Source organism: Paenibacillus sp. R-74696 (genome assembly GCF_055814915.1).
Genome location: NZ_JBPULM010000030.1, coordinates 669,859 through 685,140 on the forward strand (window position 1 = coordinate 669,859; position 15,282 = coordinate 685,140).

Below are 15,282 nucleotides of genomic sequence, written 5' to 3' on the forward strand. Positions count from 1 at the left end.
TTGCGGCGCATTCCGCCATTTTCGCGCCGTTGTTGCAGTCAGCCATTATGCTTGCGCTTAGTTTGCCAAAGCTGCCACGCCAGCATACCTAGCTCTGCCCATTCCATCGCTTCTTTTGCCTTATTTCTCGTTTCAGCCTTCGCTATATGCTCAGCAGCGGATTCGGACAACAGCGAGGAGACCTTGCTAACGGTTTCTGTCGTTTGCTCAATCGTCTCGCCAATTTGTCCTGCCGCTGTAAACAAGGACTGGACATTTTGCAGCTGCTGGTGCACCAGCAGGAGGGATTGCTTCGCTGGCTCTATTAAAGCGACTGTCTCGGCCGCTGTATGCTGCAGCTGTCCCCGCAGCTCATCAGCACTTGTTTGCAGCCTTTCGAGCTGAACCAACCCTTTGCGCAAGCCAAGCAATAGGCCCGCCACCAACCCAATAAATGCTAACGTCGCTGCTATCGCGCATCCCGCTATAACGTCCATCGTCCATTCACCTCCCGCTGTTGACCAGAGCAGGGCATCTGCCCATTTCGTAATGCCATTATAAGCAGCATGGGCTTGACTTGACACAACTGCATGCAAAAAAACCGATGGCTAGAGCAAGGTCATATGACCCGCCTATCCATCGGTTTATCCCATTAACGTATATGATACCTATACGGCACTTATCTTGTATGTGCATTTGTTCCCGCCTTTAGCGAGACATTCGGTCCGCTCTACCTCAGCATGAAGCAGCGACTGAAATAATGTCAGCTCACAGCTGCAAGCCTGCTGATATTGATTCGCTACCTGAGCAATTGGGCAATTATACTCATTTAATACAAAATGCCCCTCGCCTGCCGGCTCGACCTCAACCATATAGCCACCAGCATTTTGAATAGCTGCAAGCTCAAGCACCTTCTGCTCCAGCGTTTTTCCCGCCATTCGAGGCGCGTAACGCTCCAGCAGCTTCTGCTTACGCCCTTCAAACATATGGGTAATGAGACCTGCCGTATTGGCCTCATCTGCCAGCTCGCCAAGCAAATCAAGCGCCAGCGTATGGTAGTTCTTCGGAAAACGGTCATCCGCGTGAGCGGTGAGCTCATAACGATGCATCGGTCTTCCCATAGCCTGCTTGACCGTAACAATTTGAATGGCCTGCTCCTCTTCTAGTGCGTACATATGCCGCCTTACGGCCATTTCAGTCAGCGAAAGCTCACTTGCAAGCTGCGCGGCATTCATGGAGCCATTCATCTTGAGCAAATGCAAAATGCGCTGACGTGTAAAGCCTGGAGACGTTCTCTTATCCGGCGCAGGACCGGAGCTTCGTTGATTTTGCTGCTTCATCCTATCGCCACCTTCGAACGCTTGTTACAGGTATTGTAACATATTCTCAAAGTATGATGTGTACGATTCGGATTAAACTTTCCCCTCAAAATCAACCAGCTCGCGCTCCAGATAAAGCTCCACTTCCTGTTTGAAGCGCAGCAATTGCGGAGCAAGCTGCCTTGTTAGAGGATGCAGCTCAGCTCGCTGCCATTCATAATATTGCTGAACGAGCGGCCTGCGCAGCTGTACCAATTGTTTGAATGTCGGCAGCAGCTCTGCGGAAAATACGCCTTCGGCTCCAGTCACATCAACAATATCCTCGTAACTGCTCGCATCACGCATCATAAATCCGTCAATAAGATAGCTGCCGACATCGGTAACAGTTTCAACTGCAAGATGCAGCGCCCGCTCCTGTGCCAGTCCTTGCAGCATACTGCCATCCCACTGTGCTGCAATAAAGTTCAGCGCCTCAGCTATGTCAGGAATGGCATCAAGCCTCACCGCAATTTGTTCGCGATTCACGTAATACATACCGCTACGCCACCTTTATCGTTACTTCTTTTTTTTGGCCTTGCGCTTTAGCACAGCGACCATAATAATGCTGCTGGCAATAATGACGATTAAATACGTCATTATTTGATATACATCTTCTCCCATTGCCACTAACGTCCTCTCTTAAGGCTGGCGTGTCTTGGAGATTGCGATGAAATAAAGCACCGCTAATTTGTTGACAAAAGCGGTACTAATTTCCTCACAGCTCCTTAGCTTTCAAAATCGATGCTGACAGACGCTTCGCGAACCTGGGTCATATGCTCAATTACTTTCTGGTGCACTGGATGAACCTGATAAGCTGCCAACGCATCAAGCGATTCGAAAGTTGTGATTAGGCCAATATCATAAGACCGCTCGGAATGCAGGACGTCCAGACCAACCGTAATCGATTTTAATTCGTCAATTTTACCTTCCATATTGCGAAGCACCTGTGCGGTCGTTTCCACGCTCTCGGCACTGTTATCCTTAAGTTTAAACAAAACAATATGCGTAATCATTATTGTATTACTCCCTTCAACTAGTGGAATTGCTTAAACCCTTTTGTCACATAATAACCTAAGCAGCCGTATTCCGGCAACGTCAAACCGATGAGAGAGGACTGATTTAACATGCGTTATAAATTCACGGCCATCGCCGCCTTGATTGGACTCGCCTTATGCCTGTATAATTCCACCGGTTACGATCCGCATAACATGGTGTTTTTTATGTTCAGCGTCCCAGCCTGGTTTGTTGATTTGTTTATTGATGTTCATGAGGTAAGTGTAATGCTCATGTATGTACTTACAGTCGCAACATGGGCGCTGCTCGGATTAATTGCCGACACCATCGTGTACCGCACCTCATCCAGAACGCGTTATCGCGCCTAGTGTAAACGGCCGAAAGCCGTCCTCTGGAAGCAAAGCTACCGTTTCGCAGGTGAAATACGAGCCCATTATAAGGGGTTAACTTATACTTGTTTATATTTTTAAAAAGAGGAGCCAGCCGGCTCCTCTTCTTGTTGATAAAACCTATGTGACAGAAAGCGCCCCAGAGCACCTTCGCTTTTTAATGAAAAATTCGTTTATTAAGCCGCTTCTACAATAAGCTTCGTCTTCATTTCCGTATGCCCTGTACCACATGGGATAGAGCAATGCATCACATATTCGCCTGGCTTGTCGAACTCAATATTTGTTTCCAGTTGCTCGCCTTCAAGATCAACATTCAGCTCATCAATTTTCAGACCATGAATACCGCTTTTGTTTTTCAGACGAAGAATGACCTTGTCTCCAACCTTCACTTTATATTCTGTTTGATCAAAAGTGAAATCTGCGTTGGCTTGTACGTTAACTAGCACCGTTCCTTCAGGCAATGCAGCAGATTCATCCACTGGCTTTGCAGGCAAACCTACTGTTAGCAAATAAACACCTAGCAGTGATGCCGCTGTCATTAATACAAACATAATCCACTTATGCATTACAACGTACTCCCCTTTACTATCTAATGTTTACTTCTTATATTACATAAGATTGTCGTATGTACTCAAGCTTAAACTGACTAAGGGGAAAACTTTTTTGGAGATTATGACAAAATGATGAACTTTTCTCATTCCTCACTAAAAGCAGCAGGAGTGAAGCTTGACTTTTCAATTGTAAAGCAGAACTTATTATTATCGACAATACGTCCGAAGCAGCTGCTCAGATTCCGATCGAATATACCCCCATAATAAAATGAAGCGATGGCGATAGCCTCGGCATATATACTGGGCTTCCAGCCCATCCTCACTTCGTATCTCCTCAAGCATCTCAATGCCCTTGCTTCGCAGCTGCTTGCGAAGAGCAGCCAGCTCCAGCAGCACACGGTCCTGCAAACCAAGCAGCATCGTCTCATAAAGCTTAGGAAGCTTTGCTTCGCTTGAATGAAGCACACGAATATCATGATCCAAAATCCTCACAATGATGCCCAGCAGCACATAACGCCTTGCAAGCACAAGCTCCTCCTCTCTCTGTATCGGCTCTCGCTTCATAACCAGTACGCGCGCAGTCGGTTTCTCCAATGGCTTCATCGAAATAAACAGCCCCCTTCGCAATAAGAACATTTGTTCCTATTATATACAAAGCGAGCTGCTATATACAAGTGCTGCACGATGAACTTTTATTTATTTTTATCTTTTAAAACTTCAATCATTTGGCGAATCTTATCCGGTAGCGGCAAACCCAATCTTCCGTAATTTTCAGTGATGGAGATTAATTCATTGGCAATATAAAAATAAATGGCTGCTCCCATCGTCATATTATTGGCATCCAACAGCAGATCTACACGGTGGGCGATGAGTATGACGAGCAGCATAAGCCCTTTGCGAGCAATCCCCCATGCTCCAAATGAACTATTAAGGCCCCTTCCTTCCTTTAACGATGCAGACACCCCGGTCACATAGTCTATAGCCATGACAACGATGAGCAGTGTAAGCGATTCCATCCATACACCAAAAGCAAAAGTCACAATAGAGCCTAAAAACGCACAAATGGAGCAAAGATATACAAACCCTGGCATCAGGTATCCTCCTCTTCTCAATCTATACACTATCGTATGCCGAGAGATTAGGGATGGCCTGTTCATTCTATTAAATATGCATATAACTATGTAGAACTCTTTCATCTGCTGTCCAGATCTAATAGCTTCTTTCTAACTTTACCCCAGATTGCTTGTCCTCCCTTTCTTAAACACTACCATGATGACAGCTGCCAGGACCAAAAGCAGAATATTGGTCAAATCCCAGAAGGGCCATATGGTTGCAAGTCCATTTATAAACGGGATGCTGGGGCCAATTGCATAAGCAAGTCCAAATATTAGCAAGCCGAAGGGAAATATCATTGCACGTTGTTCTCGCAAACCCAGAAATTGAGATATGCCATATATAAAAGCAAAAGCATTAATGGTCATTTTCACATAGGTCGAAACGATATAGCTGATGACCAACACAGCCTCTACCCGTTCTATAAATCGGCCGATGCTAATTCTTTTGGCCATGGCGTAGGCAGCATAAATTTGATGCTCCGTCATGTAATCACCCAGTACGAGCAGCGACATAATAACGATCAGAAATAAAGAAAAGCTCGCAACTAGAGAAGCCAGCATAAAATCTCTGGTCCAGCCGTCCGTCTGCTTCATGGAAGGAAAGAACATAAAGAAGGTAACCATTTGAAAAAAGGGAAACGAAGTGGCATACAGTACACCTTTGCCATAGTCCACTGCTTTATGGTGAAATACAGGCAGCAGGTTGGAGAGGGATGCCTCCGGCAGCAGCATAACAATAAACATAATGAACATCAGCACCACGCCCATGATAAAAATCTCGGCCGATTTTGCAAAAACAGCCAGACCAGCCCTTAAGGTAATGACAACTATAAGTGTAACCATTAGGACGGTCACCCGAGCTGGTGTTTCTGGCATCATTTGAGTCGTAACAAAGTCGCCAACGACCCTCAATTGAACACCTATAGCATTGAAAAGCAGAAATAAGAAAAACAGGCTGCATAGGCCGCCCAGCCATTTTCCTAGTGCAGTTCGATAAATCTCGATCAACGTAAGTCCAGGAAAAAGGCGGTGGCACTTATCAATAAACCAGACGACGACGAGTCCTGAGAACATGCTCAGCAAAGAGGGAATCCATGCGTCAGAGTCCAGAATGGAAGCGAGCAAGGTTGGAATAAACCAAAACATGTCGCCCACGATGAAAAATAGCACGAGTACTGCCATTTGTCTTGTGCTTATGCTTTCCCGCTGCAGCATGCCCTCGCCCCCTCCAATTATAATGCATTGAACCAATTTTCCATCGGCTTATAAATGTACACAATAATATTTAATGGACTGGGCAGTCTAATTTGGTTGATCGCACATATGCTCAGAAAAGCCCCACCCAGCAGCATAATCAAATAAACAACGATTTCTTTCTTCCAGCCTTTTTTCGCCAGCTTCGGCAGTTCAATACATGCAAGCGTTATGGCCAGAGCCGATACAAATAAAATTCCAGCCACTTGGCCTCACTCATTTCTTCAAATAGTTTTGAAACGCATCATTTGTCGTGCCGACCTTTGGAATCTGAACCTCAATATCATATTGCAGCTTGACCTGCGGAAAAAGCTCATCCCAATCGTCCTTCCACTTCTCCCACTGCTGAGGCTTGTATTCATGAAACGTATTGCCGAAGCCAAATATGTCGGTATTATAGGTTTTCTGCACATGCTCAACCACTCCCTGAATGATTTCCTGCAGCCTTTTCTCCCCGTTTTTTTCCAGCATTTCAATCGTTTCCGGTTTCGTTAAATCGATTTTGCATTCCACATCGGCCACCGATGCGACCTGCTTCATCTTCACCTTAATGACCGGCTTCCCGTCAACGACCTTTGGGGTAAGCTTCGTTTTACTGCGTATGACCTCCATAACAATGTAGCCTCCATCCGGACAAATCTGATGGCCTACTGTGCTTGTCACATTATCCATTATATAATTGTAGCCCTTGCTGTAAATTTCATTGAGCCAGCCGACCAGCTTGTCAGAATGAAAAACAGCAAGCCCCGTAATTCGGGTACGCGTTCGCGAATCTGCCTGCTGGATATTTGAAATATTTTCCCCTTCACGGGCATTGCCTTCCAGCTGTACACCGGTTAGCACCGGGCTAATACCGTCTGTTACTAGCTGTTCAATCAAACGTTCTATCGTAACCGTTGTCGTAGGCGCCCACGTCTTGGCAGACGTATCCAGCGCGTAAAATAAATTTTCCGCTGGGATCTTCTCCAGCGACGTCAAAATTTTCAAAATTTGATTCGCCGGCGCCTTATGCGCAATCATTAAGTAAAAATCCGTCCGGGCTTCCGGATTTCGTGACAGCAGGTCAAGTACGTTGGCAATCCCTTCTCTCGCCAGCGATTCCCCAATGATCAGCACCCGGATATGAGCGGAATATATTTTTCGCGAGCTGGTTTCCGTCAGTTTACGGAACGCTTCAAATACGGTTGGCGCAGTTGCCTCATACATGGCTACCGGCGAGCGCCCTCCCCCGCCTGCCTTGGCCGACAGCTCGCTAGGAATAACAACCTGCACTGATACGCGATATTGATTGCCCACCTTGTCAATGGCCGTTCCCAGCTGGATGCCAAGCGTATCTAGCTCCCGCCGATTCCAGCAGCCGCTGACCACAGAAGCGGCAAGCGACCCTATCAGCAATAGCAAGAGCAGCTTCCCTGCTCGCCTGGTAAATCTGCTCATGCTGTATCCTCCTAAATTTTCGATTTGTTACTTGGTCTTTGCCGAACCAAATTTTTCTCTGCGGTTGCCACAGCGCGGGTGCGCATTTTCGTCCAGGGCAGCCGGAACAGCGTATCCTTCTGATTGCTCCATACGAATGGGGAGAACGACTGCATATAGGGAATGCCGAACGATTGCAGACTATTCAAATGCAGGACGAGCAAAATATAGCCCAGCAAAATGCCAAACAAACCAAAGGAAGCGGCAAGCCCCATTAAGACGAATCGAATCATCCGTACCGATATGGACATGCTCGTAGCCGGAATGACAAAGCTTGATATCGCTGTAATGGACACGATAATAACCATCGCCGCCGAGACGATGCCCGCGTCTACAGCGGCCTGCCCAATAACGAGCGTTCCGACGATCGAAACCGCTTGTCCGACGGTTTTCGGCATTCTCACGCCAGCTTCCCGCAAAATTTCGAAGGTGAGCTCCATCGCAAGCGCTTCTATAAAGGCCGGAAATGGCACGCCCTCACGCTGAGCTGCCAAATTAATAAGCAGGCTTGTTGGAAGCATTTCTTGATGAAAGGTCGTTATGGCGATATAAAGCGAGGGAGCAAGCAGCGTGATCATAAAAGCAACAAACCGCAGCATCCTCAGCAGGGTGCTGATGTCTGCCCGCTGATAATAATCTTCCGCCGATTGAAAAAATTGAATAAACAGCGCTGGCACCAGCAGCACAAAGGGCGTACCATCTACCAAAATCGCAACTCGGCCTTCAAGCAGACCAGCAGCAATTGTATCTGGCCGTTCCGTATTGTAGATCGTAGCAAAGGGCGTCAGTGCAGTATCCTGAATCAGCTCCTCAATATAGCCGCTCTCCAGAATACCATCGATATTGATTTCACCGAGCCGCTTTCTCACTTCCTGCACGATCTTCTCATCCGCTATATTGCGCAGATACATGACCGATATAGCGGTTTTCGTAATCTTGCCAATGTCCATGCCTTCTGTCCACAGCTGCGGGTCCTTGATCTTGCGCCGGATGAGCGCTCTATTGGTACCAATATTTTCAGTAAATGCTTCCATTGGGCCCCGAACGACAACCTGGGAGGTAGGCTCACTGACATTGCGATCCTTCCAGCCCTCGGCTGCTATACATATTGCTTCTGAACTATCTGCCAATAATAGAATGGCCCAACCGGACAGCAGTTGATAAAACAACGGGTCCCATTCATTGATCGTAACGGTTTCACCGACCGCGAGCACCGCATTTTTCAAATATAACAGCCTATTTCCGCTCTTGTGGCTCGCCGTTTGCTCCTCTGACATAAAATAATCCAGGATCAAATGATTAATGATCGTGGAATCCGTTAAGCCATCCATATAAACAAGCGCCGCCTGCAGGCCATTGTCATTATTCAATTCTTTAATCACGAGATCCTGGCTGTTGCCAAGGCTGGCTCTGATGAACGAGAGATTGCTCATTAGTTTAAGGTCCAGCCGCTTATCCATAGAAGCGTTCATCTACAAACCACCTCTCAAAGCTGCACATAATTGCATATATTGTCCAACTGGTTTACTAATTATGTAATGGGGTGTTATTAATCGCCTGTTTCTCCTGCTTCATGCCAGTCCTCCCCCTTCTTACTCCAGCCCTGTCTTAACCGGGCCGCTACATAGCTCAGCAGCAGCAGCCCCGGCGAGTAACTAAACACCCAGAACAGCCACGCCACATCGAAATGTACAAAAGCAACGATACTTGGTGCCAAAAAATAAGCGTAGCCAACGATAAGAAATCCAAATGGGCGCATCATAAACCGATGATCCTGAAGCTTAAACAGCTGCTGCATTCCCCGTATAAAAGCATAGCCATAGATGAGACATCGAAAATAAGTGGAAATGATGTAGTCAATCGCCAACACCGCTTCCAGCCGCTGCACAAAGTCGCCGATATTGATTTTTTTAGCCATTACATAGGGCGAATATACGGTATGTTCAGTAGTGAATACCCCCAGAACACATATACACATCACAATAACGACCCAAATAGCTATTCCTGCAACGAAAGCAGCCAGCAAATAATCACGGACAGCGTGCTCGCTTTCCTCCACGCTATCAAAAATCATGAGAAATGCGAACATCTCGCAAAAGGGGAACGCGATAAAAAAAAGCGCCCCCTTCACGATACCCGGGAATCCCGTTACCTCGATTGGCAGCAATTGAGTAAGATCTATTTTTGGAATAAGCAAAATGATGAGTAAAATAAACAAAGCCGAAAAAAGCGGAAAAATAACCTCAGCCAGCCGGGCAATCGTCTTTATACCACCGCGTATGGCTAGCGTAATCGGCAAAACCATCAGCAAGCAAATGACTATTTGCGGCGTCTCCGTCATTATTTGCGTCGATACAAAATCTCCGATTTCCCGAACTTGGGTAATCGATGTATTAAACATCATCACGAGAAACACGAGGGATACAAGCCCACCAGCTATTTTTCCAAATGCCTGATTATTGATATCGATTAAGGTTTTCCCTGGAAAACGCCTGCTAATGCTGAAAATAAACCAAGCGGCTCCAATGCCAAGCGGCAAGCCAATTAGTCCCGACATCCATGCTGATTGTTTTGCAAAAGCAGTCGTCAAGGGTGGCAGAAATAGCTGCATATCGCCGATAATAAAAAACATAACGAGGATGGCTAGCTGCCTCACGCTAATCGTTTGTCGTTGCTGCTGCACTTCTTATCACCCGCTTCGCGTTTGAAATATAACCGTAATCCATTTTGTCCAGCAAGATGTTGAATTATCCATAATTGGAATGACGGCAGCGTTCGGCTATTCGGCCGTCTCCTTCTTCGGCAGCTTGCCACGTAGTTTAGCAAATCCCCACCCGAGCAGCAGTAGTCCCGGTGAATAGGTCAAAATCCAGAGCACCCAAGGTACGGCAAGCGTGTTAAGAAACACAATCCCCGGCGTCACCATATAGGAGTAGCCTAACGCCATAAAGGCGTAGGGGACCGTCAATATTCGAAAATCTCTCAGCTTGAACAGCCTAGAAACGCCAAGAACAAAGGCATAGCCGTAGATCAAACTGCGAAAATAGGCGGTAATGATGAAGCTGATGGCAAAAATCGCCTCCATCCGCTGAACGAAGTTGCCGATGTTGATTGTTTTCGACATGATGTACGGGGAATAGAAGGAATGTTGGGTAATGTAAGTACCGAGCACGAGCAAGCACAGCAGCACCATAATCCATATCGCCAGCCCACCTATTAAAACCCCAAGCATGTAGTCACGGGCACGGTGTTTGCTTTGAGCAACATTCGGAAAAATCATCAAAAAAGCGAACAATTCGCAAAAAGGAAAGCCAACAAAAAAGATGGAGCCCTTCATGATGCCGGCAGCGCCCGCACCCCAGATAGGCAAAAGTTCAGTGGCAGTCAAACTCGGCAGCAGCATCAGCAGCAGCAATACAAATACCATTACAAATAGGGGAAATATGGTTTCACCCACTCTGCCGACGGCTCGAATCCCCCCATGTATTGCGATCGCTAATGGAAAAATCATCAGGAGGCAGATCATAATAATTGGCGTCTCGATCAATATTTGTGTGGAGACAAAATCACCGATTTCCCGAATTTGGGTAATCGAGGTGTTGAACATCATCGTCAAAAACAGCAGAGAAACAAGGCTTCCGGCTAATTTGCCAAAAGCCTGATTATTGATTTCAATGAGTGTCATATTGGGGAAGTATTTGCTTAGGCTATATATAAACCAAGCCATGCCAAGCCCGATGGGCAGACCTATTAACCCGGATATCCAGGCAGCTTCTTCTGCGAATTCGGCCGTAAGAGAGGGTAAAAACAACTGCATATCGCCCATAATAAAATAAATAACGAGGATAGCTAGCTGCCTTGCGCTTATCGATGGCTGTCCCTGCTGCATGTTGCTTCACCCGCTTTGCGCTTAAAATGTTGACTTGCTGCCGTTATCCATTTTGTCCACAGGAATGAATAATTATCCAGCATGCACGGGGGAAGCGAAGCTGTGCAAGCTCCGCTCGGGAGGCTAGCTGTACATTTCACGGTATGCTTTCGGGGAGGCGTTTTCCGCTTTGCGAAAAACGCGAATGAAATAGCTGGATTGCGAAAACCCCGTTCGGCTGGCGATTTCGCTGATCGGCAGTCTGGTCGCAACTAGCAGGCTTTTGGCGGCGGCAATACGGCAGCTGGTCAAATATTGCTGGGGCGTACGCCCCATTACCTGCCGAAATAGCCGTAAAAAATAATAGGGGCTGTAGCCGCACAGCGCTGCCATCTCCGGCAGCGTCCACGCTTGTCCACTCGTGCCGCGTATAAGATCTGCTGCTTCACGTATCGCATTTTTGGTAATAAGCGGCAGCGCATCATGCTCCAGGCGCTCTGAATTATGGGCAAGCTCCGCCAGCAGCTCATATAGAAGTGCTGACATCCGCGGCTCATGCCGCGTCTCGAAGCTGTCACACAACTCGTACATCTCCTCTGTAATCTCGATAAAACGCGCAAGCGAGGCTTCCGATACAGCAAACAGCCACACGCTGGAAGCATCCGCTGCCCGCAGCAGCAACAGCTCCATCGGTACCATAAAATGAACCCAGCGCACATCCCATGGCTGCCCGGGATCAGTTCCATAATGCTGGAACGCCCCTCGCGGATACAGAAAACCATCCCCTGGCTTCAGAGCAATACGCTGGTCCTCCTTCATAACAAATCCGCTTCCAGAGCAGATCACATGCAAATTATAGGCAGCTATAGCCCCTGCCGCCCGCTGCTCGTTATGCTGGGGAAAATCATTATATCGGCCAACTGCATCCGGATAGCAGACATAATGTGAAGCAGCCGGCTCGGGCAATTGATAGTAGGAACGCATGGATTAGCTCCTTTCCGTTAAAGATCGCAATATTTTCATATCGATCACAACATAATAGTATATACGCACTGAAATACTGATTCTACAATAATAAAATAACCGATAGATAGCAATTTATTATTATTTTGATGGAGGCACACCCCTTATGACACACGTAAATCCAATAAATGAGTTTGCCCTTGGCGTCTGCTATTACCCTGAGCAATGGCCGGAGGAGCTGTGGGATGATGATCTTCGCCGGATGAAGGAAATGGGGCTGTCGATCATTCGGGTAGCCGAATTTGCCTGGTCGGTGTTCGAGCCCGAGGAAGGTGTCTTCCAGTTCGATCTGTTCGACAAAGTTATTAACCTTGCCCATAAGCATGGTCTGAAGGTCATCATCGGCACCCCAACAGCAACGCCGCCCGCATGGCTGACTTTTAAGTATCCTGAGGTGCTCAACGTAACCTATGATGGGGTCACGCTTCAGCATGGGCTGCGCCGCCATACCAACTATAACAGTCCCAAATATCGGGAGCTGAGCGCCCGCATTGCTCGTCAAATGGCGGAGCATTACTGCGATCATCCGGCAGTCGTTGGCTGGCAAATCGACAATGAATTCAATTGTGAAATTTCTGAATTTTATTCGGAAGCGGATCATCTGGCTTTTCGTGAATGGCTGCAGCGCAAATACGTTACGCTGGATAAGCTGAATGAGGCTTGGGGCGCTGTATTTTGGAATCAGACGTATTCCGACTGGGAGCAAGTCTTTCTTCCGCGTCCAACTGCGGCGCCAAGACAGCCGAATCCGCATCAAGCGCTGGATGAGAAGCGGTTTATATCCGACAGCACCATTTCTTACGCCGAGGTGCAGGCCAAGGTGCTGCGTGAGGCAGCTCCCAAGCAATGGGTAACGACGAACGGCTTGTTTGGCCATCTCGACAGCCACCGGATGACGGACGAGCTGCTGGACTTTTTCAGCTACGATTCCTACCCGCAGTTTTCCACTATTAACTTTGACAAAAATGAAGAAAACCCGCTGCTCGATCGCGGCTGGAGCCTGACGCTGTCTACAACCCGCTCCATTTCACCGAATTTCTGCATTATGGAGCAGCAGGCTGGACCAGGCGGCTGGGTGAACCGCATGGATATGCCTTCGCCGAAGCCGGGTCAAATGCGCTTGTGGACGTACCAATCCATTGCCCATGGCGCAGATATGGTCGTTTATTTCCGCTGGCGCACGGCAGCCTTCGGCAATGAAATCTATTGGCATGGCCTGAACGACTACCATAATGGGCCGAACCGCCGCCTTCGTGAAGCAGCGCAAATAGGCGCTGAGCTTGCCAAGGCCGGTCCGCACATTGTCGGTACGCGCAATCAGGCGGAGGTTGCCCTCGTACGCGATTATGACAATGAGTGGGATGGCGAATACGATATTTGGCACGGCCCTTTCTCCTGGAAAAGCAGCAAGGAATGGTTCAAGGCGCTGCAGCACCAGCATATTCCAAGTGATGTTCTTTACATGCGAAGCGGCACAACGCTTGCTGACCTGCAGCGCTACCGCGTGCTCGTCTATCCGCATCCGGCCATTATGCGGGATGAAACAGCTGCTTTGCTGGAGCAATACGCCGAGAGCGGCGGCACTATTATATTCGGCTGCCGCACGGGCTACAAGGATGAGCGCGGTCACTGCTACATGCGTCCATTCCCTGGCGCCGCTGCAAGCCTTGTCGGCATTTCCGTCGAGGAGTTTACGCAAATTAAAGGTACGCGCAAGCCGGCAACGATCGAGTGGAAGCAAGGAGGCGGTGAAGCAACTACGGCGGATCTGTTTAATGATGTACTCGCAGTCGAAAGCGATACCGTAGAAATCATTGGCGAATACGCCTCCGATTATTATGCAGGCAAGCCCGCTGTTACCCGCAATGCCGTTGGGGCAGGCTCAGCTTGGTATTACGGAGCTGTATTCAATGAGGCAGCGGCTCGTCATGTGATTGGCCTGCTTGGCTTGTCATCGCCTGTTGCCAATTGGCTTTCCCTGCCAGAGCAGGTGGAGCTGACTATTCGCGAGGGCGAGGCTGGGCCGCTCTACTTCCTCCTCAACTATGCGGAAGAGGCTGCCGAGCTTACTCTCAGCGAGCCGCGCACCGACCTTATAAGCGGCGATACGCTTCAAGGCTCAGTCGTACTGGAGCCTTATGGCGTGCTTATATTGACGTAAATGACCTTTGGCTAAGCTGCATTCAAAAAATATAACCTAAAGCAAACAGCACCCCAAATCCGCCTCATCAGCTGAGGAAGATTCGGGGTGCTGTTATTTTAACCTTGCCACAAGCAGAAGGTAGCTAGCAAATGTCAATCGTATCTCACTATTTCGCTTCCGCCTCCAGCGCCAGTTCAAACTCTGCATCGCGGTCACAGACCAGCTTGCCTTCCTTCACCTCAAGCTTGGCTGCTTGAATGGAGCTTCGACGCGTGAGATACCCCGGCACCTGACCTGGTGCCTCCCAATCGCCGCGTCTGCCCGGATGGGTAAAATAGAAAATATACGCCTGCTCGCCTTGGACAACAACATCGGCATGTAAGCCAATGGTCCCGTCATCCTCACGCTGGCCAGGCTCATCCAAGATCAAGTTGTTGCGCTCCCAGCTCTCCAAATCATCCGAGCGGAAAACGCCTTGTCCCCGCCATTCGTCGACAATCATCCAATACGAGCCTTGCAGCCGGAATACATTCGGCCCCTCATGCCCTCGCCCCGTAATAACAGGACCAACCACTTTCCAGCTATACAAATCGCTGCTGTCGGCAGCGTAAGTGAACGAGCCGAGCGCCTCATCCTTATACCACATGCGGAATCGCCCATCCGGCAGCTCATAGATGCAGGCATCAATAACTCGGTCCGAGCTGAGACGCACATTGGAAATGAACGTCCAGTCGAGCAAATTAGTGCTTGTATAATGAAAAATCTCCCGTTTATGGCCCGCCCAATCATCGGGCACACCTTGAATATAGCTGACGTACATATGGTAATGCCCATTATGCCAAATGATTTCCGGGGCCCAAAATGTATTTCGTCCCCATTCAATATCCAGCCCCGTCAGCGTTCCTCGGTAATTCCAGCTGCGGCCGCCATCTGCGGAAGATGCGACGCCTAAATCCGTGCCATGCACCCATGCAAAGCCTGGACCTTCCACCGTAGCACGGCGATTCGTATAAATAATCCACCATTCCTGCTGCTCGCGATTATAAATTACGACCGGATCCGCCGCTCCGTCAAAGATTGGATCTCTGAATAATGGCGCCTTCATCTGCTTA

Annotated in this window: 17 protein-coding genes; 2 read left to right on the forward strand and 15 right to left on the reverse strand. The window is 48.3% G+C overall.

Features of this window, described 5'->3' with window-relative positions:
* Positions 1-38 precede the first annotated feature (38 nt).
* The 4 genes from ACSR9A_RS14565 to ACSR9A_RS14580 all read right to left on the reverse strand — a co-directional run bounded on the left by ACSR9A_RS14565 (position 39) and on the right by ACSR9A_RS14580 (position 2,350).
* The gene (locus tag ACSR9A_RS14565) at positions 39-563 is read right to left on the reverse strand and encodes a hypothetical protein (RefSeq protein ID WP_473757843.1); all 525 of its coding nucleotides are present in this window, start codon (positions 561-563) and stop codon (positions 39-41) included.
* Positions 564-647: 84 nt separating this feature from the next.
* Positions 648-1,319 (reverse strand): helix-turn-helix transcriptional regulator, encoded by a 672-nt coding sequence (locus ACSR9A_RS14570; RefSeq protein ID WP_473757844.1) that lies wholly within the window; start codon positions 1,317-1,319, stop codon positions 648-650.
* 72 nt (positions 1,320-1,391) lie between these two features.
* Positions 1,392-1,832 carry a DUF86 domain-containing protein gene (locus ACSR9A_RS14575; protein ID WP_473757845.1) on the reverse strand — a complete coding sequence of 147 codons (441 nt, stop codon included), beginning with the start codon at positions 1,830-1,832 and terminating at the stop codon, positions 1,392-1,394.
* Positions 1,833-2,062: 230 nt separating this feature from the next.
* Positions 2,063-2,350: a Dabb family protein gene (locus ACSR9A_RS14580; RefSeq protein ID WP_056029594.1), complete on the reverse strand. Its 288-nt coding sequence runs from the start codon at positions 2,348-2,350 to the stop codon at positions 2,063-2,065.
* A gap of 111 nt (positions 2,351-2,461) precedes the next feature.
* Here ACSR9A_RS14580 and ACSR9A_RS14585 point away from each other — a divergent pair, with 111 nt between their 5' ends.
* Positions 2,462-2,719, forward strand: a complete 258-nt coding sequence (locus ACSR9A_RS14585) for a hypothetical protein (protein WP_046230008.1) — start codon at positions 2,462-2,464, stop codon at positions 2,717-2,719.
* Between the two features lie 197 nt (positions 2,720-2,916).
* Here ACSR9A_RS14585 and ACSR9A_RS14590 read toward each other — a convergent pair whose 3' ends face one another.
* The 10 genes from ACSR9A_RS14590 to ACSR9A_RS14635 form a co-directional block, all read right to left on the reverse strand.
* Positions 2,917-3,306, reverse strand: a complete 390-nt coding sequence (locus ACSR9A_RS14590; RefSeq protein ID WP_473757846.1) for a cupredoxin domain-containing protein — start codon at positions 3,304-3,306, stop codon at positions 2,917-2,919.
* Between the two features lie 192 nt (positions 3,307-3,498).
* The gene (locus ACSR9A_RS14595; RefSeq protein ID WP_341278506.1) at positions 3,499-3,894 is read right to left on the reverse strand and encodes a YhjD family protein; all 396 of its coding nucleotides are present in this window, start codon (positions 3,892-3,894) and stop codon (positions 3,499-3,501) included.
* A gap of 89 nt (positions 3,895-3,983) precedes the next feature.
* On the reverse strand, positions 3,984-4,382 hold the full coding sequence (locus ACSR9A_RS14600; protein ID WP_341278507.1) for a phage holin family protein: 399 nt from the start codon (positions 4,380-4,382) through the stop codon (positions 3,984-3,986).
* A 138-nt stretch (positions 4,383-4,520) separates the two neighbouring features.
* The gene (locus tag ACSR9A_RS14605) at positions 4,521-5,621 is read right to left on the reverse strand and encodes a GerAB/ArcD/ProY family transporter (protein WP_473757847.1); all 1,101 of its coding nucleotides are present in this window, start codon (positions 5,619-5,621) and stop codon (positions 4,521-4,523) included.
* Between the two features lie 17 nt (positions 5,622-5,638).
* Positions 5,639-5,866 (reverse strand): hypothetical protein, encoded by a 228-nt coding sequence (locus tag ACSR9A_RS14610; RefSeq protein WP_473757848.1) that lies wholly within the window; start codon positions 5,864-5,866, stop codon positions 5,639-5,641.
* 10 nt (positions 5,867-5,876) lie between these two features.
* The gene (locus tag ACSR9A_RS14615) at positions 5,877-7,097 is read right to left on the reverse strand and encodes a Ger(x)C family spore germination protein (protein WP_473757849.1); all 1,221 of its coding nucleotides are present in this window, start codon (positions 7,095-7,097) and stop codon (positions 5,877-5,879) included.
* Positions 7,098-7,108: 11 nt separating this feature from the next.
* Positions 7,109-8,608, reverse strand: a complete 1,500-nt coding sequence (locus ACSR9A_RS14620; protein WP_473757850.1) for a spore germination protein — start codon at positions 8,606-8,608, stop codon at positions 7,109-7,111.
* Between the two features lie 77 nt (positions 8,609-8,685).
* Positions 8,686-9,819, reverse strand: coding sequence for a GerAB/ArcD/ProY family transporter (locus ACSR9A_RS14625; RefSeq protein WP_473757851.1), 1,134 nt, complete (start codon positions 9,817-9,819; stop codon positions 8,686-8,688).
* A gap of 96 nt (positions 9,820-9,915) precedes the next feature.
* Entirely contained in the window at positions 9,916-11,025 is a 1,110-nt protein-coding gene (locus tag ACSR9A_RS14630; protein WP_473757852.1) for a GerAB/ArcD/ProY family transporter, read from the reverse strand.
* Positions 11,026-11,148: 123 nt separating this feature from the next.
* Entirely contained in the window at positions 11,149-11,988 is an 840-nt protein-coding gene (locus tag ACSR9A_RS14635; protein ID WP_473757853.1) for a helix-turn-helix transcriptional regulator, read from the reverse strand.
* Between the two features lie 145 nt (positions 11,989-12,133).
* On the opposite strand from ACSR9A_RS14635, the gene ACSR9A_RS14640 reads away from it, so the two are divergent.
* Positions 12,134-14,188, forward strand: coding sequence for a beta-galactosidase (locus ACSR9A_RS14640; RefSeq protein WP_473757854.1), 2,055 nt, complete (start codon positions 12,134-12,136; stop codon positions 14,186-14,188).
* Positions 14,189-14,336: 148 nt separating this feature from the next.
* On the opposite strand, the gene ACSR9A_RS14645 is transcribed toward ACSR9A_RS14640, so the two are convergent.
* On the reverse strand, positions 14,337-15,275 hold the full coding sequence (locus ACSR9A_RS14645; RefSeq protein WP_473757855.1) for a glycoside hydrolase family protein: 939 nt from the start codon (positions 15,273-15,275) through the stop codon (positions 14,337-14,339).
* Between the last annotated feature and the right edge of the window lie 7 nt (positions 15,276-15,282).

Excerpts from the sequence above, each read along its gene's own strand:
- ACSR9A_RS14570 (WP_473757844.1), bottom strand. The coding sequence starts at position 1,319 with ATGAAGCAGCAAAATCAACGAAGCTCCGGTCCTGCGCCGGATAAGAGA.
- ACSR9A_RS14575 (WP_473757845.1), bottom strand. The coding sequence starts at position 1,832 with ATGTATTACGTGAATCGCGAACAAATTGCGGTGAGGCTTGATGCCATT.
- ACSR9A_RS14580 (WP_056029594.1), bottom strand. The coding sequence starts at position 2,350 with ATGATTACGCATATTGTTTTGTTTAAACTTAAGGATAACAGTGCCGAG.
- ACSR9A_RS14585 (WP_046230008.1), top strand. The coding sequence starts at position 2,462 with ATGCGTTATAAATTCACGGCCATCGCCGCCTTGATTGGACTCGCCTTA.
- ACSR9A_RS14590 (WP_473757846.1), bottom strand. The coding sequence starts at position 3,306 with ATGCATAAGTGGATTATGTTTGTATTAATGACAGCGGCATCACTGCTA.
- ACSR9A_RS14595 (WP_341278506.1), bottom strand. The coding sequence starts at position 3,894 with ATGAAGCCATTGGAGAAACCGACTGCGCGCGTACTGGTTATGAAGCGA.
- ACSR9A_RS14600 (WP_341278507.1), bottom strand. The coding sequence starts at position 4,382 with ATGCCAGGGTTTGTATATCTTTGCTCCATTTGTGCGTTTTTAGGCTCT.
- ACSR9A_RS14605 (WP_473757847.1), bottom strand. The coding sequence starts at position 5,621 with ATGCTGCAGCGGGAAAGCATAAGCACAAGACAAATGGCAGTACTCGTG.
- ACSR9A_RS14615 (WP_473757849.1), bottom strand. The coding sequence starts at position 7,097 with ATGAGCAGATTTACCAGGCGAGCAGGGAAGCTGCTCTTGCTATTGCTG.
- ACSR9A_RS14620 (WP_473757850.1), bottom strand. The coding sequence starts at position 8,608 with ATGAACGCTTCTATGGATAAGCGGCTGGACCTTAAACTAATGAGCAAT.
- ACSR9A_RS14630 (WP_473757852.1), bottom strand. The coding sequence starts at position 11,025 with ATGCAGCAGGGACAGCCATCGATAAGCGCAAGGCAGCTAGCTATCCTC.
- ACSR9A_RS14635 (WP_473757853.1), bottom strand. The coding sequence starts at position 11,988 with ATGCGTTCCTACTATCAATTGCCCGAGCCGGCTGCTTCACATTATGTC.
- ACSR9A_RS14640 (WP_473757854.1), top strand. The coding sequence starts at position 12,134 with ATGACACACGTAAATCCAATAAATGAGTTTGCCCTTGGCGTCTGCTAT.
- ACSR9A_RS14645 (WP_473757855.1), bottom strand. The coding sequence starts at position 15,275 with ATGAAGGCGCCATTATTCAGAGATCCAATCTTTGACGGAGCGGCGGAT.